The organism is Bacillus cereus group sp. MG9, from assembly GCF_040459995.1.
In the GTDB taxonomy this organism is placed as follows: Bacteria; Bacillota; Bacilli; order Bacillales; family Bacillaceae_G; genus Bacillus_A; species Bacillus_A mycoides.
This window is the reverse complement of record NZ_JARVHC010000001.1, coordinates 12501-38496: the sequence shown is the minus strand read 5'-3', so window position 1 is coordinate 38496 and position 25996 is coordinate 12501. Positions and strand designations below refer to the sequence as shown.

Sequence of the window (25996 nt, the reverse complement as noted above, 5' to 3'; positions counted from 1 at the left end):
AATCTCACTTTTTATTTAAAAATGACAGACAGAATAAACAATCTCCCTCTTTACGTACACTTCCATAATGTAGATTGCAAATATGAAAACCTTCTTGATATAGTCTCGCTAGATTATCGTAGCCTTCACCAATATCTGTCTTCGCCTTCATTTCTTTGCGTTTTTGAGTTTTTTGCTTTTCCTTGTTCTGCACTTCTTCAAAACGATGTCGCAAATTTTCATTTTCCATTTTTATATGTTGGTTTTCTTCCAATAATTCTGCAAGATGTTGTTTTAATTCTCCCAACTGTTTGTATAAATGTCCAATTTGCTCTTCCATACTAGAAACCGATGCAAAAATATCCTTTTTCTCCACAAGCACCCACCTCATTAATCTGTGGTTTGACTCGAAACGACCCCTTTATTCATTAATTCATCTAACGTATATTCTACTATCCGTTCCTTGTCTACTAGTTCCACTTGAATTAATCTTTCTAAAATATTTAATCCGATAACACGGCCAGTACCGTGCGGTGTTTGTATACGTTGATCTAAATCAGGAAGTTGTTCCTTTGCTGCCTCATATTCATCATTCTCATATTTTAAGCAACACATTAAGCGACCACATAAACCAGAGATTTTTGCAGGATTTAATGATAAATTTTGATCCTTTGCCATTTTAATGGATACAGGTTCAAAATCTCCTAAAAAAGTAGAACAACAAAGCATACGACCACATGGACCAATACCACCAAGCATTTTTGCTTCGTCACGAACGCCGATCTGTCTCAGCTCAATTCTTGTCCTAAAAATTGCCGCTAAGTCTTTCACTAGTTCCCGGAAATCAATCCGACCATCCGCAGTAAAGTAAAAAATAATCTTATTACGATCGAACGTATACTCTACATCTACAAGCTTCATATCAAGATTATGTTCTCCTACCTTTTGTTGACAAACTTGATATGCTTCTTTCGCAGCATGCCTATTCTCTTCAACAATGGTACGATCATTTTCATTTGCAATACGAATAACTTTTTTTAGCGGTAATACAACGTCATTTTCATCAACTTGCTTTTTGGTAATAACTACTTTTCCGTACTCAATACCTCTTACCGTTTCTACAATTACAAACTCATTTTCTGAGATATCGAACTGATTCGGATCAAAGTAATATACCTTTCCGGCCTTCTTAAAGCGAACACCTACTACATCATACAAAACGGTCATCCCTCCTGCAACCGCAACACTAACTGTTCGAACACAAGCTGCGCATTTACATTAGCGTTGATTCTATTTTTTGCCTCTAATATATTAAAGAGAGCTGATACAATGCGCTTCTGAGCATAAGAAAAGGATTCAAACATCTCTTTCTGCTCATGAAAAACAAGACGATCTTCTTCTCCAAGTTGAACATATAATAAATCCTTATAAATAAGGAGTAACATATCTAAGCCTTGCTGTAATTGTTCTTTCTCTCCAAAGTGCTTCCCCCATTTTTCTTGTACAAAAAAAATAGAGGCCTTATCTTTTTCGAGCGCTTCACATAATTTTATCACTAAAGCTCTCGCTTGTGCAAACCATTCATCATTACACATTAATAAAGCTTCTTCAAAACTATTTGTAAGCTGCGCAGCAAGTGTAGATAAAGAAACTGTAATACCTTCTTCCTCTAACCTCTTAATTAAAGATTCTGTAGGCAACGGCCTAAACGTAACAACTTGACAACGAGATAAGATTGTATTTAAAATCTGATGACTTTGTTCAGTAAGTAAAATAGCTGTTGTATCACTACTTGGTTCTTCTAAAAACTTTAAGAGCGTATTCGCTGCATTTGCTGTCATACGATCTGCATGCTCAATAATATATACTTTTTTATTTGCTTCTAATCCTGTTTTTGAAAACTCTTCTTGTAAATCATGAATTTGCTGTTTTTTAATAGATAATCCATCTGGTTTTACAATATGTAAGTTTGGGTAGTTACCTGAATCAATTCGGCGACAATTCGTACATACATGACAAGGCTCTACACCATTTCTTTGTGAACAGAGAAAACTTTTTGCCATTTGAATTGCTGTGGCGAACTTCCCAGTCCCTTTCCCTCCCTCTAACAAGTAAGCGTGGGATATACGCTCTTTTGCAATGCTATTCATCAACATTTTGACACCGATGGGCTGTATAGCAGAAAGCTGCTCCCACGTATTTATCATACTGCATACCTCACTTATTTCATTCTTTCCTTCTATTATAACAATTTATCTTCTATAATCTGAACAACTTCTTCTATAAGTTTTTTCATTGGTTGATCAGCATTTACTAATACAATGCGATTAGAGAAACGCTCTACAACTTGTAAATACCCTTCACGCACACGTTTATGGAAAGAGATATCTTCCATATCTAGTCGATTTACTTCACGTCCTGCATCTTTTCCAATTCGTGCTAAACCTACCTCTGGCTCAATATCTAAATAGATTGTTAAACTAGGCATACAATCTTCCGTTGCGAAACGATTAATTTCAAATACTTTATCCATACCTAAGCCTCTTGCATATCCTTGATATGCTAAAGAGCTATCTATAAAACGATCACATAGTACAAGATAGTTTTCCTCAAGTGCTGGCATAACTTTTTCCACTAAATGTTGTCTACGTGCAGCAGCATATAAGAGCGCCTCTGTACGTGCTTCCATCATCGTATACTCTTGTTTATGTAAAATTGTTCTAATATCTTCAGAAATTGCAATACCACCCGGTTCTCTGGTCGCCATTACCTTTTGTTCCTTTTGCTCAAAATATGGTAATAAACTTTTAATTAATGTTGTTTTACCCGAACCTTCTGGCCCTTCAATTGTTACAAATAATCCCTTCATCCTAAAACCTACTTTCTATATCATACACGTTCATATATTTCGTACTACCTTGAAAACGAGCCCCTGTTTTCTCTAAATGAGTAATTTGCTTTGTATGTTCTTGAGTAATTCTCTCTCCATACATGATCAATGGAATTCCAGGTGGATACGGAATCACCATTTCTGCAGCTATCATACCAACGGCTTCTTCTATAGATACTAACTTCGTTTCGTATCTCTCTAATTGTTTATACGTATACGGTAAAGGGGAAATCTCCCCTTTATAAGTATAACGAATTGATGCTGTCTTGTCTTTTACCTTATATTGCTGCATAGCTAATCGAATGATCTCTATAGCTTTCATATACCCCTCATTTACTTGTAACGGTAATATAAATAGGACGTTATATGGATCTGCCATTTCCGTATATATACCGACTTTTTCAAATACAGACTGTAATTCATACCCCGATAACTGACAGCGAGTTTGCACCGTAACTTTTAATTCATCTTGCGATGGATATTGCAAAATGGCTATTTGTGGGATAGATCGCAATCCTTCTTTAAATCGGCGTAAAAACTCAACGATTTCATCATGACCCTCTTCCTTTATAACTGCTATTGCAAAACGTGCTATATCAAGAGAAGCCATAATTGGATACGATGGGCTACTAGATTGTAGCATACTTAAATAGGAGGAAACTTTTTCTTCGCTCACCAAACGGCTATTTATATGTAAATAAGATCCCATTGTCATCGCAGGTAATGTTTTATGTGCGGAATGAACCACAATATCCGCACCATAAACTAATGCTGACTTCGGGAAGGGGTCCCCTATACAAAAATGCGCCCCATGGGCTTCATCTACTAGAACAGGAATTTTATGTGCATGTGCGTAAGCGATACTTGCCTCTAAATCAATTCCCATACCATAGTAATTAGGATGTGTTAAAATAAGTGCTTTTGCATTTGGATACTTTGTAATTGCCTCCTTAATAATTTCATCATGAACACCTACTGGTACGTTATGTACTTCATCAATCCATGGATTTAAAAAGACCGGATTAGCCCCTGCTAATTTCAAACCATTAATGATCGATTTATGACAATTTCTTTGTACGAGGACAATATCATGTTCGCCGCAGCAAGACAAAATCATTGCTAAATTTCCAACTGTTGAACCATTAATTAAAAAATAACTTTTGTGCACGCCATATACTTCAGCTAATAATTGCTGTGCTTCATCTATACATTCAAACGGGCTATGTAAATCATCTAATCCTGTTAACTCTGTTACATCAATTGATAATATGTCCTTAAACCCCCCTGAAGCTTTCTGAGGGAAGTTTAAACCATTCTTATGACCTGGAACATGAAAAGATAGTAGTCGCCTTTCTTTAAATTCCATTAGCGCCTCATATAAAGGCATACGATTTTGATTCATATATATCTCTTCCTTATTATTCATTCTGTATCTATTATACAGATATTAGGGCAAAAAAAATAATAGGCATAATGCCTATTTAAAAATATGATACTTCTAATTTTCGCAGTTGTTTTAAATAATGTATATACTTCGGGTCAGTTGTCTCAGTATTCACCAGATTTCTTTCGCACTCGTAACATATTAAATTATTATATACATATATTCCTTCCCCTCTTTTTGTCTCACAAACGATGCAAATTTCACTTGGTAATTTCATAATCTTTCCTCCCTTTTTAAATAAACATATTATATACCTCTATTCCTTAACAAATTTCTGGAAAATATACATCAATTTCTTATATAATATGATTTATTCTTGGGCAACGTGTTTGTATTACTTATGTATTCCCTTTACTTCTTTCATGTACTGTTTAAAAACAAAAAAACACAAGTCAAAAGACTTGTGTTTTTATCTTGCTTGGCGACGTCCTACTCTCACAGGGACAAGGTCCCAACTACCATCGGCGCTAGAGAGCTTAACTTCCGTGTTCGGTATGGGAACGGGTGTGACCTCTCTGCCATCATCACCAAACTATGAAGGTATATTCCTTCAAAACTAGATAACATTTGCTTCATATTATATGGTTAAGTCCTCGATCTATTAGTATTCGTCAGCTCCACATGTCACCATGCTTCCACCTCGAACCTATCAACCTGATCATCTTTCAGGGATCTTACTAGCTTACGCTATGGGAAATCTCATCTTGAGGGGGGCTTCATGCTTAGATGCTTTCAGCACTTATCCCTTCCGCACATAGCTACCCAGCTATGCCCTTGGCAGAACAACTGGTACACCAGCGGTGCGTCCATCCCGGTCCTCTCGTACTAAGGACAGCTCCTCTCAAATTTCCTGCGCCCACGACGGATAGGGACCGAACTGTCTCACGACGTTCTGAACCCAGCTCGCGTACCGCTTTAATGGGCGAACAGCCCAACCCTTGGGACCGACTACAGCCCCAGGATGCGATGAGCCGACATCGAGGTGCCAAACCTCCCCGTCGATGTGGACTCTTGGGGGAGATAAGCCTGTTATCCCCGGGGTAGCTTTTATCCGTTGAGCGATGGCCCTTCCATGCGGAACCACCGGATCACTAAGCCCGACTTTCGTCCCTGCTCGACTTGTAGGTCTCGCAGTCAAGCTCCCTTATGCCTTTGCACTCTACGAATGATTTCCAACCATTCTGAGGGAACCTTTGGGCGCCTCCGTTACACTTTAGGAGGCGACCGCCCCAGTCAAACTGCCCACCTGACACTGTCTCCCGGGTCGATGAGACCCGTAGGTTAGAATTTCAATACAGTCAGGGCGGTATCCCACCAGCGCCTCCACCGAAGCTAGCGCTCCGGTTTCAATGGCTCCCGCCTATCCTGTACAAACTGTACCAAAATTCAATATCAGGCTACAGTAAAGCTCCACGGGGTCTTTCCGTCCTGTCGCGGGTAACCTGCATCTTCACAGGTACTATAATTTCACCGAGTCTCTGGTTGAGACAGTGCCCAAATCGTTACACCTTTCGTGCGGGTCGGAACTTACCCGACAAGGAATTTCGCTACCTTAGGACCGTTATAGTTACGGCCGCCGTTTACTGGGGCTTCAGTTCAGAGCTTCGCTTACGCTAACCCCTCTCCTTAACCTTCCAGCACCGGGCAGGTGTCAGCCCCTATACTTCGCCTTACGGCTTCGCAGAGACCTGTGTTTTTGCTAAACAGTCGCTTGGGCCTATTCACTGCGGCTTTCCGTTAAGAAAGCACCCCTTCTCCCGAAGTTACGGGGTCATTTTGCCGAGTTCCTTAACCAGAGTTCTCTCGCACACCTTAGGATTCTCTCCTCGCCTACCTGTGTCGGTTTGCGGTACAGGCACCTTTTATCTCGCTAGAAGCTTTTCTTGGCAGCGGGGAATCAAAGACTTCGCTCCATAAGGAGCTTCCCCATCACAGCTCAGCCTTCACGATAAGCGGATTTGCCTACTTATCAGCCTAACTGCTTGGACGTGCACAACCAATCGCACGCTTCTTCTATCCTTCTGCGTCCCTCCATTGCTCAAACGATAAAGAGGTGGTACAGGAATATCAACCTGTTGTCCATCGCCTACGCCTGTCGGCCTCGGCTTAGGTCCTGACTAACCCTGAGCGGACGAGCCTTCCTCAGGAAACCTTAGGCATTCGGTGGACGGGATTCTCACCCGTCTTTCGCTACTCATACCGGCATTCTCACTTCTAAGCGCTCCACCAGTCCTTCCGGTCTGACTTCACTGCACTTAGAACGCTCCCCTACCACTGATACCATTGGTATCAATTCGCAGCTTCGGTGGTGTATTTAGCCCCGGTACATTTTCGGCGCAGAGTCACTCGACTAGTGAGCTATTACGCACTCTTTAAATGGTGGCTGCTTCTGAGCCAACATCCTAGTTGTCTAAGCAACTCCACATCCTTTTCCACTTAATACACACTTTGGGACCTTAGCTGGCGATCTGGGCTGTTTCCCTCTTGACTACGGATCTTATCACTCGCAGTCTGACTCCTAAGGATAAGTCATTGGCATTCGGAGTTTGACTGAATTCGGTAATCCGATGAGGACCCCTAGTTCAATCAGTGCTCTACCTCCAAGACTCTTACACTTAAGGCTAGCCCTAAAGCTATTTCGGGGAGAACCAGCTATCTCCAGGTTCGATTGGAATTTCTCCGCTACCCACACCTCATCCCCGCACTTTTCAACGTGCGTGGGTTCGGGCCTCCATTCAGTGTTACCTGAACTTCACCCTGGACATGGGTAGATCACCTGGTTTCGGGTCTACGACCACGTACTAAACGCCCTATTCAGACTCGCTTTCGCTGCGGCTCCGCCTCTTCAGCTTAACCTCGCACGGGATCGTAACTCGCCGGTTCATTCTACAAAAGGCACGCCATCACCCATTAACGGGCTCTGACTATTTGTAGGCACACGGTTTCAGGATCTCTTTCACTCCCCTTCCGGGGTGCTTTTCACCTTTCCCTCACGGTACTGGTTCACTATCGATCACTAGGGAGTATTTAGCCTTGGGAGATGGTCCTCCCAGATTCCGACGGAATTTCACGTGTTCCGCCGTACTCAGGATACATTCAAGAGAGAACGAAGTTTCGACTACGGGGTTATTACCCTCTGTGACGGACCTTTCCAGGTCGCTTCGTCTACCTCGTTCCTTTGTAACTCCGTATAGAATGTCCTACAACCCCAAGAGGCAAGCCTCTTGGTTTGGGCTAGATTCCGTTTCGCTCGCCGCTACTCAGGAAATCGCATTTGCTTTCTCTTCCTCCAGGTACTTAGATGTTTCAGTTCCCTGGGTCTGTCTTCCATACCCTATGTATTCAGGTAAGGATACCATACCATTACGTATAGTGGGTTTCCCCATTCGGAAATCTTCGGATCAAAGCTTACTTACAGCTCCCCGAAGCATATCGGCGTTAGTCCCGTCCTTCATCGACTCCTAGTGTCAAGGCATCCACCGTGCGCCCTTTCTAACTTAACCAAACTAAAATTAAAAAAATATGAGCTACACTGTTATCTAGTTTTCAAAGAACATACCATTTGCTATATAAAATAGCTTTTTGGTGGAGCCTAGCGGGATCGAACCGCTGACCTCCTGCGTGCAAGGCAGGCGCTCTCCCAGCTGAGCTAAGGCCCCGTAAAATGTATGGTGGGCCTAAATGGACTCGAACCATCGACCTCACGCTTATCAGGCGTGCGCTCTAACCAGCTGAGCTATAGGCCCATACAAATTGCGGAATTTATTTATATCATATTCCTATTTAAGAGTCAATACTTATATTGAACTCTCAAAACTAAACGAAAACGAAACACGGAAACTTATATTGATGAACTGCGTTCATCAATTCTCCATAGAAAGGAGGTGATCCAGCCGCACCTTCCGATACGGCTACCTTGTTACGACTTCACCCCAATCATCTGTCCCACCTTAGGCGGCTGGCTCCATAAAGGTTACCCCACCGACTTCGGGTGTTACAAACTCTCGTGGTGTGACGGGCGGTGTGTACAAGGCCCGGGAACGTATTCACCGCGGCATGCTGATCCGCGATTACTAGCGATTCCAGCTTCATGTAGGCGAGTTGCAGCCTACAATCCGAACTGAGAACGGTTTTATGAGATTAGCTCCACCTCGCGGTCTTGCAGCTCTTTGTACCGTCCATTGTAGCACGTGTGTAGCCCAGGTCATAAGGGGCATGATGATTTGACGTCATCCCCACCTTCCTCCGGTTTGTCACCGGCAGTCACCTTAGAGTGCCCAACTTAATGATGGCAACTAAGATCAAGGGTTGCGCTCGTTGCGGGACTTAACCCAACATCTCACGACACGAGCTGACGACAACCATGCACCACCTGTCACTCTGCTCCCGAAGGAGAAGCTCTATCTCTAGAGTTTTCAGAGGATGTCAAGACCTGGTAAGGTTCTTCGCGTTGCTTCGAATTAAACCACATGCTCCACCGCTTGTGCGGGCCCCCGTCAATTCCTTTGAGTTTCAGCCTTGCGGCCGTACTCCCCAGGCGGAGTGCTTAATGCGTTAACTTCAGCACTAAAGGGCGGAAACCCTCTAACACTTAGCACTCATCGTTTACGGCGTGGACTACCAGGGTATCTAATCCTGTTTGCTCCCCACGCTTTCGCGCCTCAGTGTCAGTTACAGACCAGAAAGTCGCCTTCGCCACTGGTGTTCCTCCATATCTCTACGCATTTCACCGCTACACATGGAATTCCACTTTCCTCTTCTGCACTCAAGTCTCCCAGTTTCCAATGACCCTCCACGGTTGAGCCGTGGGCTTTCACATCAGACTTAAGAAACCACCTGCGCGCGCTTTACGCCCAATAATTCCGGATAACGCTTGCCACCTACGTATTACCGCGGCTGCTGGCACGTAGTTAGCCGTGGCTTTCTGGTTAGGTACCGTCAAGGTGCCAGCTTATTCAACTAGCACTTGTTCTTCCCTAACAACAGAGTTTTACGACCCGAAAGCCTTCATCACTCACGCGGCGTTGCTCCGTCAGACTTTCGTCCATTGCGGAAGATTCCCTACTGCTGCCTCCCGTAGGAGTCTGGGCCGTGTCTCAGTCCCAGTGTGGCCGATCACCCTCTCAGGTCGGCTACGCATCGTCGCCTTGGTGAGCCGTTACCTCACCAACTAGCTAATGCGACGCGGGTCCATCCATAAGTGACAGCCAAAGCCGCCTTTCAATTTCGAACTATGCAGTTCAAAATATTATCCGGTATTAGCCCCGGTTTCCCGGAGTTATCCCAGTCTTATGGGTAGGTTACCCACGTGTTACTCACCCGTCCGCCGCTAACTTCATAAGAGCAAGCTCTTAATCCATTCGCTCGACTTGCATGTATTAGGCACGCCGCCAGCGTTCATCCTGAGCCAGGATCAAACTCTCCAATAAAGTTAGTTTGTCTAGCATCTAAAAATAAAAATTGACGTTTCACGTTGTTTGTTTCGTTTAGTTTTCAAAGTTCAATGCCGCGTTTCAGCGACTTTTATAATTTAACATTTTGACTTGAATCTGTCAACAACTTTTTTCTTTCGTTCCTGACGACGCTTATTAATTTATCATATTACTAATCGATAAGTCAACGCTTTTTTAAAAAATGCCAAAATAAATTTATCTTGGCATTATATATAGCTTAATAATCACTAATGCAGCAACACCTGGCACCCCTAATAAACTTGATACTGTAGCTGTGCCCATGTTAATTGGAATATGAAAATCGAAATATGTCCCTGCAACATTCACAATAAATAGTAACGCTATACCTAAAGTGACATGAAAGAGCGCTTTCCCTATAAAACGTATTGGTTTAGCAGAAACACCAAAAACAAGAAAAATAAAAACTAAAGAAAGAATGCCAACAATAATAATTGTAGAATTCATTTTTTCCTCCTTATGAATGACCTATACATATCCATTTGTATGGGACAAGACAAGAAAAAAGAACATCTATAACATAACTCCTACCACTTCATCTTCATAACCTTTAATCAGTAATCTTTCTTCTAAGCACTAGCAATTAGATACAACTAATTCCATTCCCATTTTTTCTTTCTCCTCTTTATATCCCAAAAATAAAGTAGCCCTATTACTCACAAATAAATCGATAAAAAGTAAAAGGTCCCGCTTTAAAAAGCAGGACCTTTTACCATTGTTCCATTTTCACAGGACGACGTTTTGCTTCTTTTAACAAGAAAAAATATTTCGCCTCTGCTATTTTTAAAGAACAAAGTACATCTTGAGACGGCTCAACACTTTGTTCAACCAGTCTCTTCTGACGTAGCCATTCATTCTTTACCTTTTCTAATAATACAATTAACTTATCGTCATACTCTTTACGCAACTTACCCTTTTTTTGAAAGAACATTTTCCCTTCTCCTCTTATATCTCTCTACGGCCTTCTAAAGCTTTCGATAGTGTTACTTCATCTGCATATTCTAAATCTCCACCAACTGGCAGACCATGTGCAATACGAGTTACTTTAATTCCTGTTGGCTTTAAGAGGCGGGATATGTACATCGCTGTGGCTTCCCCTTCAATATTAGGGTTTGTTGCTAATATCACTTCTTGTACTGTTTCATCTTGCAGTCTCTTTAATAACTGCGGGATATTAATATCCTCTGGTCCAATTCCTTCCATTGGAGAAATAGCACCACGCAAAACATGATATACACCTTGATATTCTTTCATTTTTTCCATCGCAATTACATCTTTCGGCTCTTGTACTACACAAACAACCGATTGATCCCTATGCGAATCGTCACAAATATAACAAGGATCGCGGTCAGTGATATGTCCGCACACAGAACAATACGCTAAATCTCGCTTTGCATTCACAAGTGCTTTCGCAAAACCTAGTACATCATCCTCTTTCATATCTAACACGAAGAATGCCAATCGAACCGCTGTTTTCGGTCCAATTCCTGGCAACTTCATAAAACTATCGATTAATTTTGATATCGGTTCTGGATAATGCATATATCAATATCCTCCTAGAACATTCCACCTGGTAAGTTCATGCCTTTTGTAAATTTGCCCATTGTAGAGTTTGAAAGTTCATCAACCTTTTTAAGTGCATCATTCGTTGCAGCTAATACTAAGTCTTGTAACATTTCGATATCTTCTGGATCTACAACTTCTTCTTTAATTTTCACTTCAAGAACTTGCTTATGACCATTTGCAATAACAGTAACCATTCCGCCGCCAGCTGTACCTTCAACTGTTTTTTCGCCAAGCTCTTCTTGCGCCTTCGCCATGTCCTTTTGCATCTTTTGCATTTGTTTCATCATATTATTCATATTTCCCATTCCGCCACGCATCATAATTAATTCCTCCTCATTATTATTACTCTTTTATTTCAATAAGTTCTTGCCCTACTAATTTTACAGCCTCTTCTATAAGAGGATCTTCTTTTTGTTCTGGGCTTTCTTCAGAATCCCCGCCTTCGCGTTGTAAAAAGTCTTCACGAATTTTACCCCATTCACTTTTTGGGATAGCAATCATATTTAACCTTTTACTTAACAATTCAAAAAGGGTTTGTTCCAATGTATCCATCGCTTCTCGATTTTCACTAGCCATTTTGCAATGAATCTCATATTGAAATGCTAACACATAGGTATCATCCGAAGCCGCAACTGGTTCACTATTTTCTAATAAAACAGCAAATGCTACTTTGTTATGTGACTTGAGCCTTCCTAATAATTCGCCCCATACAGCTTTTAACTGTTCTAAATCTTGACGCTTCGCTTGCTTTAACACTTCATTCACACGTCCAACAGGAATTTTCATACTTCCTGTTCGTACCGGTTTTGGTGTTGCCCGCGTCTCTCTTACTTCCTGCTGCACACCAGCTGGCACGCCATTCTTTTTAACTTGCTCTAACTCTTTCTCCAACTGCTGCATCCTGTTCATAATCGCTTGTAAACGATCTGCGCCGTTTGCTTGCATCATAAACTGCTGACACAGTTGCACCATAACAACTTCCAAGAATATTCTTGGATGGTTTGTCCACTTCATCTCCTGTTGTCCCTTACTAAGGGTATGAATAATTTCATAGATTACTTCCGGTTGCATTTCTTCACTTAACGTACGGAATTGATCATCTACAATTACCCGTTCCAACATATGTTCTAATTGTGGTGAAGTTTGATACAAAAGCATATCACGATAGTAGTAGATGAAATCCTCCATAAAGCGAACTGGATCTTTCCCTTTACTCATCATCTCATCTATAATACGTAACGCTCTTGATACATCATTTTCACGTATACATTCTACCAGGTCACCCAAATATCGCTGAGATACAGATCCTGTTACAGCTAAAACATCTTCACTCGTCACCGTCTCATCACTATAAGAAATAGCTTGATCAATAAGACTGAGCGCATCACGCATACCACCTTCGGCGGCACGCGCTACGATTTGTAACGCTTCATCTTCTACTTGCGTACCTTCATTTGTCACGACCGTCGATAATCTCTCAACGATATCATTTACTGATATCTTTCGAAACTCAAAACGCTGACAACGCGAAATAATTGTAGCTGGAATTTTATGCGGTTCTGTTGTCGCTAGAATAAAAATAACATGTCCTGGCGGCTCTTCTAAAGTTTTCAAAAGCGCATTAAAGGCACCCATAGAAAGCATGTGAACTTCATCAATAATGTATACTTTATATCCTACAGCACTTGGAGCATATTTTACTTTATCTCTTATATCTCGAATTTCATCTACACCGTTATTTGAAGCCGCATCAATTTCTAATACATCTGAAATAGACCCTTGTGTAATTCCTAAACAAGAAGGACATTCATTACAAGGTTCAGCTACCGGGGCGTGTTCACAGTTAATTGCCTTTGCAAATACTTTTGCAATTGTCGTTTTCCCTGTTCCCCTCGGACCCGAAAACAAATAAGCATGTGAAGCTTTCTCTTGAAGAAGGGCATTTTGCAACGTTTTTGTCACGTGCTTTTGACCGACTACATCTTCGAATTTTTGCGGTCTCCATGTTCGGTATAACGCTTGGTATGACACGAAAATACGGCCTCCCTCAAAGGTTATTATCTTATTTATTATAACCCATTCTGTTTATAGATTCCAAAAGTTATTTTCCATACAAAAAACTCACCTTTATATAAAGGTGAGTTTTGTATACATATATAACTGCCGTGCACCTTCTGTCGATTACGTACCATAAGCGTTACTCAAGCAGTTAGCTCGGTTCAGGCACTCCTGCGGCACACGAGAAAACCCGCTTATTGCTGCTTCCTTCCGGACCTGACAAGGTTCACGGGGTCCCGTTGCGCAGGACCCAAACGTCAACACCACTTACTTAAGGCAGACCTTACAGCAACATAACCTCGAGAAGGGATTCAGCCTCGCTAGAGCGGATTGCGAGTATAGGGCACCGCTACCTCCCCGCTTAGCACGGCAAAGTTAAAACCAATATTCGGTTGCCTTGGATAAGGCATTATCAGTATAACTTGTTTTTTTACAAAATGCAAATACGTTAGTTACCATTACTTTTCTCTAGTTTTTTCACTTCTTTTCTTTTCTTACGAAGCTCCCTAAAAAAAATCGTTAACAACGTACCACATTCTTCTTCAAGTACACCAGGCACTACTTCACACTGATGATTAAAACGCTCATCAGTTAAAAGATTCATCAACGTACCTGCACATCCACCTTTCGGATCGCTCGCACCATATACAACCCGTTTTATACGCGATAAAACAATTCCCCCTGCACACATTGGGCAAGGTTCTAATGTTACATATAACGTTGCATCTTCTAAACGCCATGTCCCTAATTCTTTGCAAGCTTCATCAATAGCTAAGAGTTCGGCGTGAGCTATTGATCTCTGTTCAGTTTCTCTTAAGTTATGTGCGACACTAATCACTTCACCATCTAGCACAATTACAGCACCAATTGGTACCTCTTGTATCGCCTCCGCCTTCTTCGCTTCCTCTATTGCTAACTGCATAAAATATATATCTCGCTCCATAATATAGTCCTTTCACCAAAAATAAAATACACTTTTTCATTTCTTGCAGGTGGGATAACTTTTACAAATTCAATCCAACCTAAAGAAGAAAGAGAGGGAATTACATATGAAAAATACTGCCTTACTCATTATCGATATGATTAATGATTTTCAATTCTCCCACGGACCCATCCTGGCACAGAAATGTGAAATTATAAAGAACCCCATTTTACAATTAAAGGACACCATGAAGTCATTGGGCTATCCAATAATTTATGTCAATGATCACTATCAACTTTGGAGATCTGATATTGATCAACTTATCACCCATTGTACAAATGAGTATAGTAAAAATATTATCGAGGCCATTGCTCCGCATACTGACGATTACATTTTTATTAAACCACATTACTCTGCTTTTTATGAAACACCTTTGAATTCTTTATTAGGTTATTTAAAAATCGAAAATCTCATTTTAACAGGAATTGCCGGGAACATATGCATCCTTTTTACAGCTAATGATGCCCATATGAGAAATTATACACTTTATGTACCACGGGATTGCATCGCTTCTAATAACGAGCAAGATAATGAACATGCTTTAAAAATAATGGAAGCCACATTAAAGGCAAATATTGTACCGTCATCCCAAATAAAATTTAATTAATACATATCTATTTTCTAACTTTTTATATCAAATTAGTCCGCTCGCCCCCCTCTTGTGCTACAATAATTCTGTTTTGTGTTTTTAGTAGTCACGGTAAATCACTGATTGAAAGGAGGAAACAGCGTGACCGGAGTACCATTTATCACGGTTGAAGGACCAATTGGTGTTGGAAAAACTTCACTTGCGAAGGAACTTTCAACTCACATGCAACTCCACTTACTAAAAGAGATTGTTGATGAAAATCCTTTTTTAGGAAAATTCTACGAAGACATCGACGAATGGAGTTTTCAAACAGAGATGTTCTTTCTTTGTAATAGATACAAACAACTAGAGGATATTAACATAAAGTATTTGAATCAAAGAAAGCCTGTAGTAGCAGATTATCATATATTTAAAAATTTAATTTTTGCATCCCGTACATTAAAAGATTCTCAATATGACAAGTACATGCAAATTTATCGCATTCTTACGCAAGATATGCCTGTGCCAAATGTCATCGTTTATTTAACAGCGAGCCTAGAAACATTACAAAAACGAATTGCCATGCGCGGAAGAGAATTCGAAAAAAATATGGATCCAAATTACTTGCTACAGCTTACAAAAGATTACGAAACAGCAATGGATGCTTTCAAAAAGGACCATCCAGATATTCCAGTATTGAAATTTAATGGAGACGATATGGATTTTGTAAGAAATCCTGATGATTTAAATGTCATCTTATCAGCTCTTCAAAATACTCTCTTGAAGGAGTCGAAATAACAATGAATTTAAGGCAAAAATATGATATACCAAATGATGCAGTTATCACTATTGCTGGAACAGTAGGTGTCGGTAAATCAACTATGACAACTGCATTGGCTAACGCTTTAGGTTATCGTACATCTTTTGAAAAAGTAGATTCCAACCCATATTTGGACAAGTTCTATGCTGATTTCACCCGCTGGAGCTTTCACTTACAAGTGTACTTTTTAGCAGAACGATTTAAAGAACAAAAAAGAATTTTCGAATATGGTGGCGGTTTTGTTCAAGACCGTTCTATCTATGAGGACACTGGTATTTTCGCAAAAATGCATTACGAAAAGGGTACAATGACTGAAACTGATTATGAGACATACAAAGGGTTATTTGATGCTATGGTCATGACTCCTTACTTCCCTCATCCAGACTTATTAATTTACCTAGAAGGTTCTTTTGATGATATTGTCGATCGTATTCAAGAACGAGGACGTCCCATGGAGCAGCAAACACCAATTGAATATTGGAAAGAGATGCATGGACGTTACGATAACTGGATTAATAACTTTAATTCATGCCCTGTTTTACGATTAAACATTAATGAATACGATATTTTAAAAGATGGCGATTCAATCGAACCAATCATTAAAAAAATTGGACATTTTTTAAAACAAACACGTAAACTTGTAAAATAAAAAACCCGTGCATATGCACGGGTTTTCCTATGAAATTACTTTTTCTTTTTTGTCGGAGCAATAATTTCACTCTCTGGCTTTCCAGCATTAATACGCTGACGAACAGTACTCGTACTAATATCATATGTTTCAGCAATCTCTTTAACAGTCAATTCTTTTCCATTAATTACTGCTGTTAGTAATTTCCCTGTACGTTTTGGAGTTACTTCTTTTTGCACAGCTGGTTTTTCAGCTTCTTTTGGTACCTCTACTTTTTTTGCAACCTGTTTTACATCACAAGTGCAACCACAAAGTTTACGGAATGTATCATCACTTATAATGCGCGACACATTTGCACCACTGTTTAAAATTCTATTGTTCTTACAGACAGGACATTGTACATAATATAAAGTTTTTCCATCTAAAGGAAACGTTTGTATAATAAGATCCATGTTAACTCCTTTCATATCTATGAAGATAATCATCGGAATATGAGTGTGTAATAAGGACACTATATCCTTACATCATACTTTATGATTGGTTTTAAAATAAAAACTCGTTACGTGTTGGTAACGAGTTCTCCAATCTCCACTTATATGCGCTGTTGTCAATTATATCTGGAGGAGGTAGAGGGATTCGAACCCCCGCGCGACTCTCGCCGCCTGTCGGTTTTCAAGACCGATCCCTTCAGCCAGACTTGGGTATACCTCCATATTGACATCAAATATAATATCAAAAGAAAAACAGTTAGTCAACCCTACTATAATAAATTATGAGGAAAGGGAAATTTTACTTCCCCTCTCCTTTATGACACTGCTGACAACGTCCATAATTACCAATCACTCATACCGATGAATGTTTTAACTTATTTAATAACTGTTTTTCCTCCCATATAAGGGCGAAGAACTTCTGGAATTATAATTGTACCATCTTCTTGTTGGTAGTTCTCTAAAATAGCTGCCACTGTACGTCCAATTGCAAGACCAGATCCATTTAGTGTATGAACATGTTCCGGTTTACCATTTGGCTCACGACGGAAACGGATATTCGCGCGTCTCGCTTGGAATGCCTCAAAATTACTACAAGAAGAAATTTCACGATATGTACCATAGCTTGGAATCCATACTTCAATATCGTATTTCTTCGCTGCTGTAAATCCTAAATCTCCTGTACACATGCTCATAACGCGATATGGCAACTCTAATAATTGTAACACGCGCTCTGCATCATTTGTTAATTTTTCTAACTCTTCGTAAGAATCTTCTGGTTTCACGAACTTCACAAGTTCAACTTTGTTAAATTGGTGTTGGCGAATTAAACCACGTGTATCGCGACCAGCTGAACCTGCTTCAGAACGGAAGCATGAGCTAAACGCAGCATATCGTATCGGCAATTGCTCTTTACTCACAATCTCATCACGATGCATATTCGTTACAGGTACTTCAGCTGTTGGGATTAGGAAATAATCTTCACTTTCAATACGGAATGCATCTTCTTCAAACTTCGGAAGTTGTCCTGTTCCTGTCATACTTGCACGGTTTACCATATAAGGAGGCAATACTTCCTCATATCCATGCTCATCAGTATGAAGGTCAAGCATAAAGCTAATCAAAGCACGTTCTAATCTTGCACCAGCACCTTTGTAAAATACAAATCGGCTTCCTGTTACTTTCCCAGCACGTTCAAAATCTAAAATCCCTAAATCAGTAGCAAGGTCCCAATGTGGTTTTGGCTCATAAGTAAATTCTTTCACTTCTCCCCAAGTACGTGCTACTACGTTATCATCCTCTGTTTCACCTATTGGGGCAGATTCATGAGGGATATTTGGGATAGATAGCATTAATCTTTCTAAATCTTCTTCAACTGTACGAAGCTCATTATCGAGATCTTTTACTTTTTCCCCAACTTCACGCATTTCTAGAATTAGAGCTTCCGCATCTTTCTTTTCACGCTTTAATACTGAAATTTGTTGAGATACTTCGTTACGTTTACTTTTTAGTTCTTCTGTTTGAACAAGTAGCTCTCTTCTTCTCGTATCAAGTTCTTCAAAGCGACCAAAATCCGTTAAATCTTCGCCTCTATGCTGTAATTTTGCTTTTACTTCTTCAAAATTCGTACGTAAAAATTTAATATCAAGCATTATATACTCCTCCTTTTATTTTATAAAACACAAAAAACTCCCGTCCCTATACAAAGGGACGGGAGTTAACCCGCGTTGCCACCCTAGTTGAAAGCATTACCGCTTTCCTCTCAAGTAGAAATAACGGCTCTTCACCGGGAATGTTTACTAATCAAAAGATATTCCACATTCCATTCCAGGATGGATTCACAAACTGTTTCTATCGATTTCCACCAACCATCGACTCTCTATAAGAAACAACATTTGTTACTACTTCCTATCAACACGCTTATTTTATAAAATTGTTATCATCAATTTACTATAATCTTATACAAGTTGCAAGTTACTTATACAACTTTTTTCATTTTCGCTTCTTTTACCATTTCTACAAAGTATGCTGTTACACGATGATCATCCGTTAATTCCGGATGGAAAGAAGCAGCTAAAAACGGCCCTTGCCTTACCGCTACCATTCGCTCGCCATGCATAGAAAGTACTTCAACATCATCAGCTACATTTACAACATACGGAGCACGGATAAATACACCAACAAAGTCTTCTCCCACACCTTTAATTGAAAGTGCAGCTTCAAAACTATCTTTTTGGCGTCCGAACGCATTGCGCTCAACCGTAATATCCATAGCACCAATATGTGCTTCTTCATAGCCAATAAGTGTTTTCGCAAGAAGAATCATTCCTGCACATGTACCAAACATTGGTTTACCAGACTTCGCAAATGTACGAAGAGGCTCCATGAAAGCATACTTATCAATAAGACGGCGCATTGTTGTACTTTCACCGCCTGGTAAAATAAGACCATCAATCTCTTCAAGTTGCTCTATACGCTTTACAACAACAGCTTCTGCACCACTTGCCTCAACTGATTTTACATGCTCACGAACTGCACCTTGAAGACCTAGTACACCGATTTTCACCATTTTAAAGATCTCCTTTAATTACCATCCACGCTCTTGCATGCGTTGTTCTGGTAATAACGTTGAAATTTCGATACCTTTCATTGCGTTACCTAATCCTTTAGAAAGGCTTGCAATTAGTTCGTAATCTTCATAATGAGTCGTTGCTTCAACGATTGCACGTGCAAATTTCTCTGGGTTCTCTGATTTGAAGATACCAGATCCAACAAATACACCATCAGCACCAAGTTGCATCATTAACGCTGCATCTGCTGGTGTTGCTACACCACCTGCTGCAAAGTTTACAACTGGCAGGCGACCAAGGCGTTTAATTTCAAGTAGTACTTCATAAGGAGCACCAGTATTTTTTGCATATGTCATTAACTCATCTTCACGTAGACTTGCAACTTGACGGATTTCTGCATTGACTTGGCGCATATGACGCACTGCCTCTACAATGTTTCCTGTTCCAGGTTCACCTTTTGTACGAAGCATAGCTGCACCTTCTGCAATACGACGTGCAGCTTCTCCGATATCGCGGCAACCACATACAAACGGAACTGTGTAATCACGTTTATTTAAATGGTATACTTCATCAGCAGGAGTCAATACTTCACTCTCATCGATATAGTCTACCCCTAATGATTCTAATACACGTGCTTCTACAAGGTGACCGATACGACATTTTGCCATAACCGGAATTGATACAGCACCCATAACTTCTTCAACAATTGTTGGATCTGCCATACGAGAAACGCCACCTGCTGCACGAATATCTGCAGGTACACGCTCTAATGCCATAACAGCAACTGCGCCTGCCTCTTCTGCAATCCTTGCTTGCTCAGCGTTAACTACGTCCATAATAACGCCGCCTTTTTGCATTTCTGCCATTCCACGTTTTACACGTTCTGTCCCTGTTACATTTGTCATGTACAAAAACCCCCCTAGGTGAATTGCTTTCCCCCGTTAAAGAAGAAAATTAAGAATACTCTTACATTCTACCACTAACTATCTGATGCTTGTCCACTACTTTTTCATAAAGTCGGTATGAAAAATAGGAATAAGAAAAAGCTCCTACAATGAGGAGCTTTTAAAACCAACCTTTTACTGTATCAACAGCACTATTCCACATACCACTAAAGAAAGAACCAATTCCGCGCATAGAACGTGTGAACCAGCCTGCCTCTTCTACTTCAGATTTTGTTACAAGGTCTACTTGTAATGATTTTCCTGATAAAAATCCAGGATCATTACTATCTTTAGACGTTACAACCATTTGGCCAAGTGTAACTCCCTTTTTCATAGGTGCCTCTTGTCCCTTATTTCCTTCTTTAAATTCTGTTTTATAAACGTCTTTACTTCCCTTTGGCACTGGAAGTGAAACAGCTTGCTTCGTTTGAACTGCCACATCTTTATCTTTCGCATTTTCAACTCTTACTGTTTCTCTTCCTTTAACCGAAGAACCTTTTTCATACATTTTCTTCATTTCAAAGCTAGCAAAGCCATAATCATATAATTTCTTTGTCTCATCAAATCTTGCCGTGTGAGATTTTGTTTTAATAACTACAGAAATGAAACGCATACCATTTCTTTCAATCGTACCAGTGAAACAATCTCCTGCTTCTGGAGTTGATCCTGTTTTCAGACCATCTACGCCTTCGTATTCCTTAATTAACCCCTTTAACATCCAGTTCCAGTTAGGCATTTCAATCCGATCCGGAGTACCTTCACGGAATACTTTTTTTGAAATTTTTGCTATGTCTAATGTTTTAGGGAAATCTTGAATAAGACGTTGTGCTAAAATTGCTACATCTCTCGCAGACATTTTATTTTCTTCATCTGGAGTTGTCCCTTCAGGATGGTGTCCTTTTAAATCTTTGTTCGTTAAGCCCGTAGAATTTACAAACTTATAATTTTTTAATCCAAACTCTTTCGATTTATCATTCATCATTTTTACAAAGTCTACTTCTTTTCCAGCAACTGCTTCAGCTAACGCTATCGTTGCACCATTAGCAGAATAAATTGCCATTGCTTCGTATAGCTCTTTTACTGTATAAGATTCACCATTTCGTAGAGGCACATTCGATAATGAACGATCTTGCGAAATGTTATACGCATATTCGGAAACCTTAACTTTTTGATCCCATTTTAGTTTCCCTTTCGCAATAGCCTCGTTCACTAGGTATTCACTCATCATTTTTGTCATACTAGCGATTGATAATAACTCATCTGCATTTTTTTGATATAAAATCTTCCCAGAATTCGCTTCTACTAAAATTGCCGCACCTGCTTCAATGTTTAAAGCGGCTCCTGTTTCTGCTGATGCATTGCTATATGGTACAAGCATGCTACAAGCTATTGTAAGCACTGTTACCAACGCAATGAATCTTTTGCAAAACATACCTTTCACTTTTGCTACCCCCAATATCTATGTACTCACATAACCGTTATTCTAACATAATCAAAAAAAAATAGACAGAGATATCAAATCTCTGTCTATTTGTATATAAGACATTACAATGAGTAGTTTGGAGCCTCTTTTGTAATCTGTACGTGATGAGGATGGCTTTCACGTAAACCTGCACCTGACATACGAATGAACTGTGCATTCTCACGTAAGAATTCTAAATTCTGCGCTCCGCAATATCCCATACCTGCACGTAATCCACCAACTAATTGATGAACTGTATCTGCTAAAGGTCCTTTATATGGTACGCGTCCTTCAATACCTTCAGGAACAAGTTTTTTGTTTCCTTCTTGGAAGTAACGATCTTTACTTCCTTTTTCCATCGCTCCAACAGAACCCATACCACGATATACTTTAAATTGGCGACCTTGGTAAATTTCAGTTTCTCCAGGGCTTTCAGCAACACCAGCAAACATACTGCCTAGCATAACAACGTGTGCTCCTGCTGCTAAAGCTTTAACCATATCACCAGAGTACTTAACACCGCCATCAGCAATAACTGGAATACCGTGTTTACGAGCTTCTGTTGCACAATCATAAACTGCTGTTAATTGTGGTACACCAACACCAGCTACAACACGCGTTGTACAAATAGAACCTGGTCCAATACCAACTTTAACTACGTTTGCACCAGCCTCAATTAATGCTTTCGTTGCTTCAGCTGTAGCAACATTTCCAGCGATAATATTTAGTGCTGGATATTTCGCACGAACTTCTTTTACTTTTTCAATAACACCTTTAGAATGCCCATGAGCTGTATCAAGTACAATTGCATCTACGCTAGCTTTTACTAATGCATCGATACGAAGCATAGCATCAGCCGTTACACCAACAGCTGCTCCAACTAATAAGCGTCCTTGCTTATCTTTAGCAGAGTTTGGGAATTCAATTACTTTTTCAATATCTTTTATTGTAATAAGCCCTTGTAATACACCGTTATTATCAACAAGAGGGAGCTTTTCAATTTTATACTTTTGTAGGATTTTTTCAGCTTCTTCCAGTGTAGTACCAACTGGAGCTGTAATTAACTGTTCTTTTGTCATTACGTCAGAAATTTTGATTGAGTAGTCTTGGATGAAACGCATATCACGGTTTGTAATAATACCAACTAATTTTCGCTCATCTAAATTATTTACAACTGGTACACCTGAGATACGATATTTTCCCATAAGATGTTCTGCATCATATACTTGATGTTCTGGAGTTAAGAAGAAAGGATCTGAAATAACGCCGCTTTCAGAGCGCTTTACTTTATCAACTTGCTCTGCTTGTTGCTCAATAGACATATTCTTATGAATAATTCCTAAACCGCCTTGGCGAGCCATTGCAATAGCCATGTCAGCTTCTGTTACTGTATCCATTCCTGCACTAATTAACGGGATGTTTAGCTGTAAGCTTTCAGATAAAACTGTTTTAACACTTACTTCTCTTGGTAATATATCTGACCTCGCTGGTACAAGTAATACATCATCAAAAGTCAAACCTTCTTTAACAAATTTAGATTCCCACATAATTGTTCCCCCCATGATACCAGAAATTATTATTAGTAGCTTATCAATTGGTTAAAATACTGTCAAGGACGTATATATATGTTAGAATTTTCAGACAATAAAAGGAGCGTAATATATGCATCAAACACATTGTACTTGGCAGCAATTAAGTTTCTTTTTTTCATCTCAAAATGTACAACGTTATCTTGCCCGTTGTTATGAAAAATCCTCCATACAAGATGCTGAAAAAAAAAGTTTTGAAAACTGTTATCCCTTTATTTACTACTTAGAACACGGGAAAAATTATTATGAATTATATAAGGTGGCCCCCTTTTCGATTCAGCCGATGTTGTTATTTTATGGAATTAGCCAACTGTTTAAAGCTTGCTTGTTAACTATTGATCCTAACTACCCAGAATCAACTACTGTTTTAGCTCATGGCGTTACGACTCGTAAACGGAAAAAACAGGGGTATCAATTTTTAGAAGATGAGGTGAAAATACAGAAAAACGGATTGTTTACTCACGTTGCAGAACAACTGTTTCACATGAAACACTTAGAAGCGGAGAAGTTTAATATGTTAGAGCTAATGGGGAATATTCCTGAATTACAAAATTTGTTGCGCTATAGTCAAAAAGTATCAACTTTATATAAGATCGATTCAACAAATAAAAATGAGCTCTCCTTTTCAGTCAATATATTAGATCGACTACATATGACTAAAGAGCGATTTTCTCGTTACATCGAAACAACTTGTAAGCATTTATCAATACAACACGTACCTGAGAAAAATAATGAATTAAATTTGTTTTTTTCGGCACCTATTCAATCATGGAATCCTATGTATAGTACACCTTTATACTATGAGCATCTTACTGACACTTATTATTTACCACTTACGACTGACCCTAGAAACTCTAAGCCAGTGTTGCCTGAGCTTCTTGTTCATTATTTATTACTCTATAATTTAAGTATGATTTCTAGGTATGAAACGGATTGGTGGTATGACTTACTTGGAAGTTATGGATCTGAAGATTATCCGTTTATTTATCAATTTCTCAATATTTCTGCTCAAAAAATCCCTTACTATATTTCAGCATTTTTACTAACGGAATCCAACCTATTTCATGGGAAATAAAAAAACACGAGTCAAATGACTCGTGTTTTTATCTTGCTTGGCGACGTCCTACTCTCACAGGGACAAGGTCCCAACTACCATCGGCGCTAGAGAGCTTAACTTCCGTGTTCGGTATGGGAACGGGTGTGACCTCTCTGCCATCATCACCAAACTATGAAGGTATATTCCTTCAAAACTAGATAACATTTGCTTCATATTATATGGTTAAGTCCTCGATCTATTAGTATTCGTCAGCTCCACATGTCACCATGCTTCCACCTCGAACCTATCAACCTGATCATCTTTCAGGGATCTTACTAGCTTACGCTATGGGAAATCTCATCTTGAGGGGGGCTTCATGCTTAGATGCTTTCAGCACTTATCCCTTCCGCACATAGCTACCCAGCTATGCCCTTGGCAGAACAACTGGTACACCAGCGGTGCGTCCATCCCGGTCCTCTCGTACTAAGGACAGCTCCTCTCAAATTTCCTGCGCCCACGACGGATAGGGACCGAACTGTCTCACGACGTTCTGAACCCAGCTCGCGTACCGCTTTAATGGGCGAACAGCCCAACCCTTGGGACCGACTACAGCCCCAGGATGCGATGAGCCGACATCGAGGTGCCAAACCTCCCCGTCGATGTGGACTCTTGGGGGAGATAAGCCTGTTATCCCCGGGGTAGCTTTTATCCGTTGAGCGATGGCCCTTCCATGCGGAACCACCGGATCACTAAGCCCGACTTTCGTCCCTGCTCGACTTGTAGGTCTCGCAGTCAAGCTCCCTTATGCCTTTGCACTCTACGAATGATTTCCAACCATTCTGAGGGAACCTTTGGGCGCCTCCGTTACACTTTAGGAGGCGACCGCCCCAGTCAAACTGCCCACCTGACACTGTCTCCCGGGTCGATGAGACCCGTAGGTTAGAATTTCAATACAGTCAGGGCGGTATCCCACCAGCGCCTCCACCGAAGCTAGCGCTCCGGTTTCAATGGCTCCCGCCTATCCTGTACAAACTGTACCAAAATTCAATATCAGGCTACAGTAAAGCTCCACGGGGTCTTTCCGTCCTGTCGCGGGTAACCTGCATCTTCACAGGTACTATAATTTCACCGAGTCTCTGGTTGAGACAGTGCCCAAATCGTTACACCTTTCGTGCGGGTCGGAACTTACCCGACAAGGAATTTCGCTACCTTAGGACCGTTATAGTTACGGCCGCCGTTTACTGGGGCTTCAGTTCAGAGCTTCGCTTACGCTAACCCCTCTCCTTAACCTTCCAGCACCGGGCAGGTGTCAGCCCCTATACTTCGCCTTACGGCTTCGCAGAGACCTGTGTTTTTGCTAAACAGTCGCTTGGGCCTATTCACTGCGGCTTTCCGTTAAGAAAGCACCCCTTCTCCCGAAGTTACGGGGTCATTTTGCCGAGTTCCTTAACCAGAGTTCTCTCGCACACCTTAGGATTCTCTCCTCGCCTACCTGTGTCGG

The 25996-nt window shown here is 40.4% G+C and carries 22 protein-coding genes, 3 tRNA genes, 5 rRNA genes, 1 other RNA gene and 1 other annotated feature (1 of these 32 running past the window's edge); of the genes, 4 read left to right on the top strand and 27 right to left on the bottom strand.

Annotated features, from left to right (window positions below; translation table 11 throughout):
• Window positions 1-4: 4 nt before the first annotated feature.
• The 18 genes from yabA to tadA all read right to left on the bottom strand — a co-directional run bounded on the left by yabA (window position 5) and on the right by tadA (window position 14351).
• Window positions 5-355, bottom strand: coding sequence for a DNA replication initiation control protein YabA (yabA, locus tag QCI77_RS00200; protein WP_002009639.1), 351 nt, complete (start codon window positions 353-355; stop codon window positions 5-7).
• 14 nt (window positions 356-369) lie between these two features.
• Window positions 370-1197 carry a PSP1 domain-containing protein gene (locus QCI77_RS00195; RefSeq protein WP_002009637.1) on the bottom strand — a complete coding sequence of 276 codons (828 nt, stop codon included), beginning with the start codon at window positions 1195-1197 and terminating at the stop codon, window positions 370-372.
• A gap of 5 nt (window positions 1198-1202) precedes the next feature.
• A complete protein-coding gene (gene holB / locus QCI77_RS00190; protein ID WP_002009636.1) occupies window positions 1203-2186 on the bottom strand; it encodes a DNA polymerase III subunit delta' in 984 nt (327 codons plus the stop codon).
• A gap of 35 nt (window positions 2187-2221) precedes the next feature.
• Window positions 2222-2848 (bottom strand): dTMP kinase, encoded by a 627-nt coding sequence (gene tmk, locus QCI77_RS00185; protein WP_002009634.1) that lies wholly within the window; start codon window positions 2846-2848, stop codon window positions 2222-2224.
• 1 nt (window position 2849) lies between these two features.
• Complete coding sequence (locus QCI77_RS00180; RefSeq protein ID WP_002130200.1) at window positions 2850-4271, bottom strand: aminotransferase class I/II-fold pyridoxal phosphate-dependent enzyme; 1422 nt, start codon at window positions 4269-4271, stop codon at window positions 2850-2852.
• A 79-nt stretch (window positions 4272-4350) separates the two neighbouring features.
• Entirely contained in the window at window positions 4351-4530 is a 180-nt protein-coding gene (locus tag QCI77_RS00175; RefSeq protein ID WP_002130199.1) for a sigma factor G inhibitor Gin, read from the bottom strand.
• A gap of 199 nt (window positions 4531-4729) precedes the next feature.
• Window positions 4730-4845, bottom strand: a 5S ribosomal RNA gene (gene rrf / locus QCI77_RS00170).
• Between the two features lie 49 nt (window positions 4846-4894).
• Window positions 4895-7816 (bottom strand): 23S ribosomal RNA (locus tag QCI77_RS00165).
• Window positions 7817-7896: 80 nt separating this feature from the next.
• Window positions 7897-7972: transfer RNA gene (locus QCI77_RS00160), tRNA-Ala, on the bottom strand.
• Between the two features lie 10 nt (window positions 7973-7982).
• Window positions 7983-8059 (bottom strand) — tRNA-Ile (locus QCI77_RS00155).
• A 131-nt stretch (window positions 8060-8190) separates the two neighbouring features.
• Window positions 8191-9742: ribosomal RNA gene (locus tag QCI77_RS00150) — 16S ribosomal RNA — on the bottom strand.
• The 16S, 23S and 5S rRNA genes sit together here with 2 tRNA genes alongside, the layout of an rRNA operon.
• Window positions 9743-9961: 219 nt before the next feature.
• Entirely contained in the window at window positions 9962-10231 is a 270-nt protein-coding gene (locus tag QCI77_RS00145) for a pro-sigmaK processing inhibitor BofA family protein (protein WP_002009632.1), read from the bottom strand.
• A 262-nt stretch (window positions 10232-10493) separates the two neighbouring features.
• The gene (locus tag QCI77_RS00140; RefSeq protein WP_002009631.1) at window positions 10494-10715 is read right to left on the bottom strand and encodes a YaaL family protein; all 222 of its coding nucleotides are present in this window, start codon (window positions 10713-10715) and stop codon (window positions 10494-10496) included.
• A gap of 14 nt (window positions 10716-10729) precedes the next feature.
• Window positions 10730-11326, bottom strand: coding sequence for a recombination protein RecR (gene recR, locus QCI77_RS00135; protein ID WP_002009629.1), 597 nt, complete (start codon window positions 11324-11326; stop codon window positions 10730-10732).
• Window positions 11327-11340: 14 nt separating this feature from the next.
• The gene (locus QCI77_RS00130; protein WP_170935248.1) at window positions 11341-11667 is read right to left on the bottom strand and encodes a YbaB/EbfC family nucleoid-associated protein; all 327 of its coding nucleotides are present in this window, start codon (window positions 11665-11667) and stop codon (window positions 11341-11343) included.
• Between the two features lie 25 nt (window positions 11668-11692).
• Window positions 11693-13381, bottom strand: coding sequence for a DNA polymerase III subunit gamma/tau (gene dnaX / locus QCI77_RS00125; RefSeq protein WP_002029302.1), 1689 nt, complete (start codon window positions 13379-13381; stop codon window positions 11693-11695).
• 132 nt (window positions 13382-13513) lie between these two features.
• Window positions 13514-13778: signal recognition particle sRNA large type (gene ffs / locus QCI77_RS00120), an RNA gene on the bottom strand.
• Window positions 13779-13856: 78 nt separating this feature from the next.
• Window positions 13857-14351 carry a tRNA adenosine(34) deaminase TadA gene (tadA, locus tag QCI77_RS00115; protein ID WP_353824393.1) on the bottom strand — a complete coding sequence of 165 codons (495 nt, stop codon included), beginning with the start codon at window positions 14349-14351 and terminating at the stop codon, window positions 13857-13859.
• A 106-nt stretch (window positions 14352-14457) separates the two neighbouring features.
• On the opposite strand from tadA, the gene QCI77_RS00110 reads away from it, so the two are divergent.
• The 3 genes from QCI77_RS00110 to QCI77_RS00100 all read left to right on the top strand — a co-directional run bounded on the left by QCI77_RS00110 (window position 14458) and on the right by QCI77_RS00100 (window position 16427).
• Window positions 14458-14997: a cysteine hydrolase family protein gene (locus QCI77_RS00110; RefSeq protein WP_002130738.1), complete on the top strand. Its 540-nt coding sequence runs from the start codon at window positions 14458-14460 to the stop codon at window positions 14995-14997.
• Window positions 14998-15120: 123 nt separating this feature from the next.
• Complete coding sequence (locus QCI77_RS00105) at window positions 15121-15756, top strand: deoxynucleoside kinase (RefSeq protein WP_002009621.1); 636 nt, start codon at window positions 15121-15123, stop codon at window positions 15754-15756.
• Window positions 15757-15758: 2 nt separating this feature from the next.
• Window positions 15759-16427: a deoxynucleoside kinase gene (locus QCI77_RS00100; RefSeq protein ID WP_002009620.1), complete on the top strand. Its 669-nt coding sequence runs from the start codon at window positions 15759-15761 to the stop codon at window positions 16425-16427.
• 35 nt (window positions 16428-16462) lie between these two features.
• On the opposite strand, the gene QCI77_RS00095 is transcribed toward QCI77_RS00100, so the two are convergent.
• The 7 genes from QCI77_RS00095 to guaB form a co-directional block, all read right to left on the bottom strand.
• Window positions 16463-16858, bottom strand: coding sequence for a sigma factor-like helix-turn-helix DNA-binding protein (locus tag QCI77_RS00095; RefSeq protein WP_002029297.1), 396 nt, complete (start codon window positions 16856-16858; stop codon window positions 16463-16465).
• A 166-nt stretch (window positions 16859-17024) separates the two neighbouring features.
• Window positions 17025-17117 (bottom strand) — tRNA-Ser (locus QCI77_RS00090).
• Between the two features lie 154 nt (window positions 17118-17271).
• Window positions 17272-18546, bottom strand: a complete 1275-nt coding sequence (gene serS / locus QCI77_RS00085; RefSeq protein WP_002009617.1) for a serine--tRNA ligase — start codon at window positions 18544-18546, stop codon at window positions 17272-17274.
• A gap of 51 nt (window positions 18547-18597) precedes the next feature.
• Window positions 18598-18818: a binding site (T-box leader), on the bottom strand.
• Between the two features lie 54 nt (window positions 18819-18872).
• Window positions 18873-19463 carry a pyridoxal 5'-phosphate synthase glutaminase subunit PdxT gene (pdxT, locus tag QCI77_RS00080; protein ID WP_002009616.1) on the bottom strand — a complete coding sequence of 197 codons (591 nt, stop codon included), beginning with the start codon at window positions 19461-19463 and terminating at the stop codon, window positions 18873-18875.
• A gap of 18 nt (window positions 19464-19481) precedes the next feature.
• Window positions 19482-20369, bottom strand: coding sequence for a pyridoxal 5'-phosphate synthase lyase subunit PdxS (pdxS, locus tag QCI77_RS00075; protein WP_002009615.1), 888 nt, complete (start codon window positions 20367-20369; stop codon window positions 19482-19484).
• Between the two features lie 160 nt (window positions 20370-20529).
• Entirely contained in the window at window positions 20530-21840 is a 1311-nt protein-coding gene (locus QCI77_RS00070) for a D-alanyl-D-alanine carboxypeptidase family protein (protein ID WP_125930156.1), read from the bottom strand.
• A gap of 113 nt (window positions 21841-21953) precedes the next feature.
• Window positions 21954-23417, bottom strand: a complete 1464-nt coding sequence (gene guaB / locus QCI77_RS00065; RefSeq protein WP_002107266.1) for an IMP dehydrogenase — start codon at window positions 23415-23417, stop codon at window positions 21954-21956.
• Between the two features lie 115 nt (window positions 23418-23532).
• Between guaB and QCI77_RS00060 the strand changes: the two genes are divergently transcribed.
• Entirely contained in the window at window positions 23533-24534 is a 1002-nt protein-coding gene (locus QCI77_RS00060; RefSeq protein ID WP_002009610.1) for a YaaC family protein, read from the top strand.
• Between the two features lie 35 nt (window positions 24535-24569).
• Here QCI77_RS00060 and rrf (QCI77_RS00055) read toward each other — a convergent pair.
• A 5S ribosomal RNA gene (gene rrf / locus QCI77_RS00055) occupies window positions 24570-24685 on the bottom strand.
• Between the two features lie 49 nt (window positions 24686-24734).
• Window positions 24735-25996, bottom strand: a 23S ribosomal RNA gene (locus tag QCI77_RS00050); it runs 1660 nt beyond the window's last position.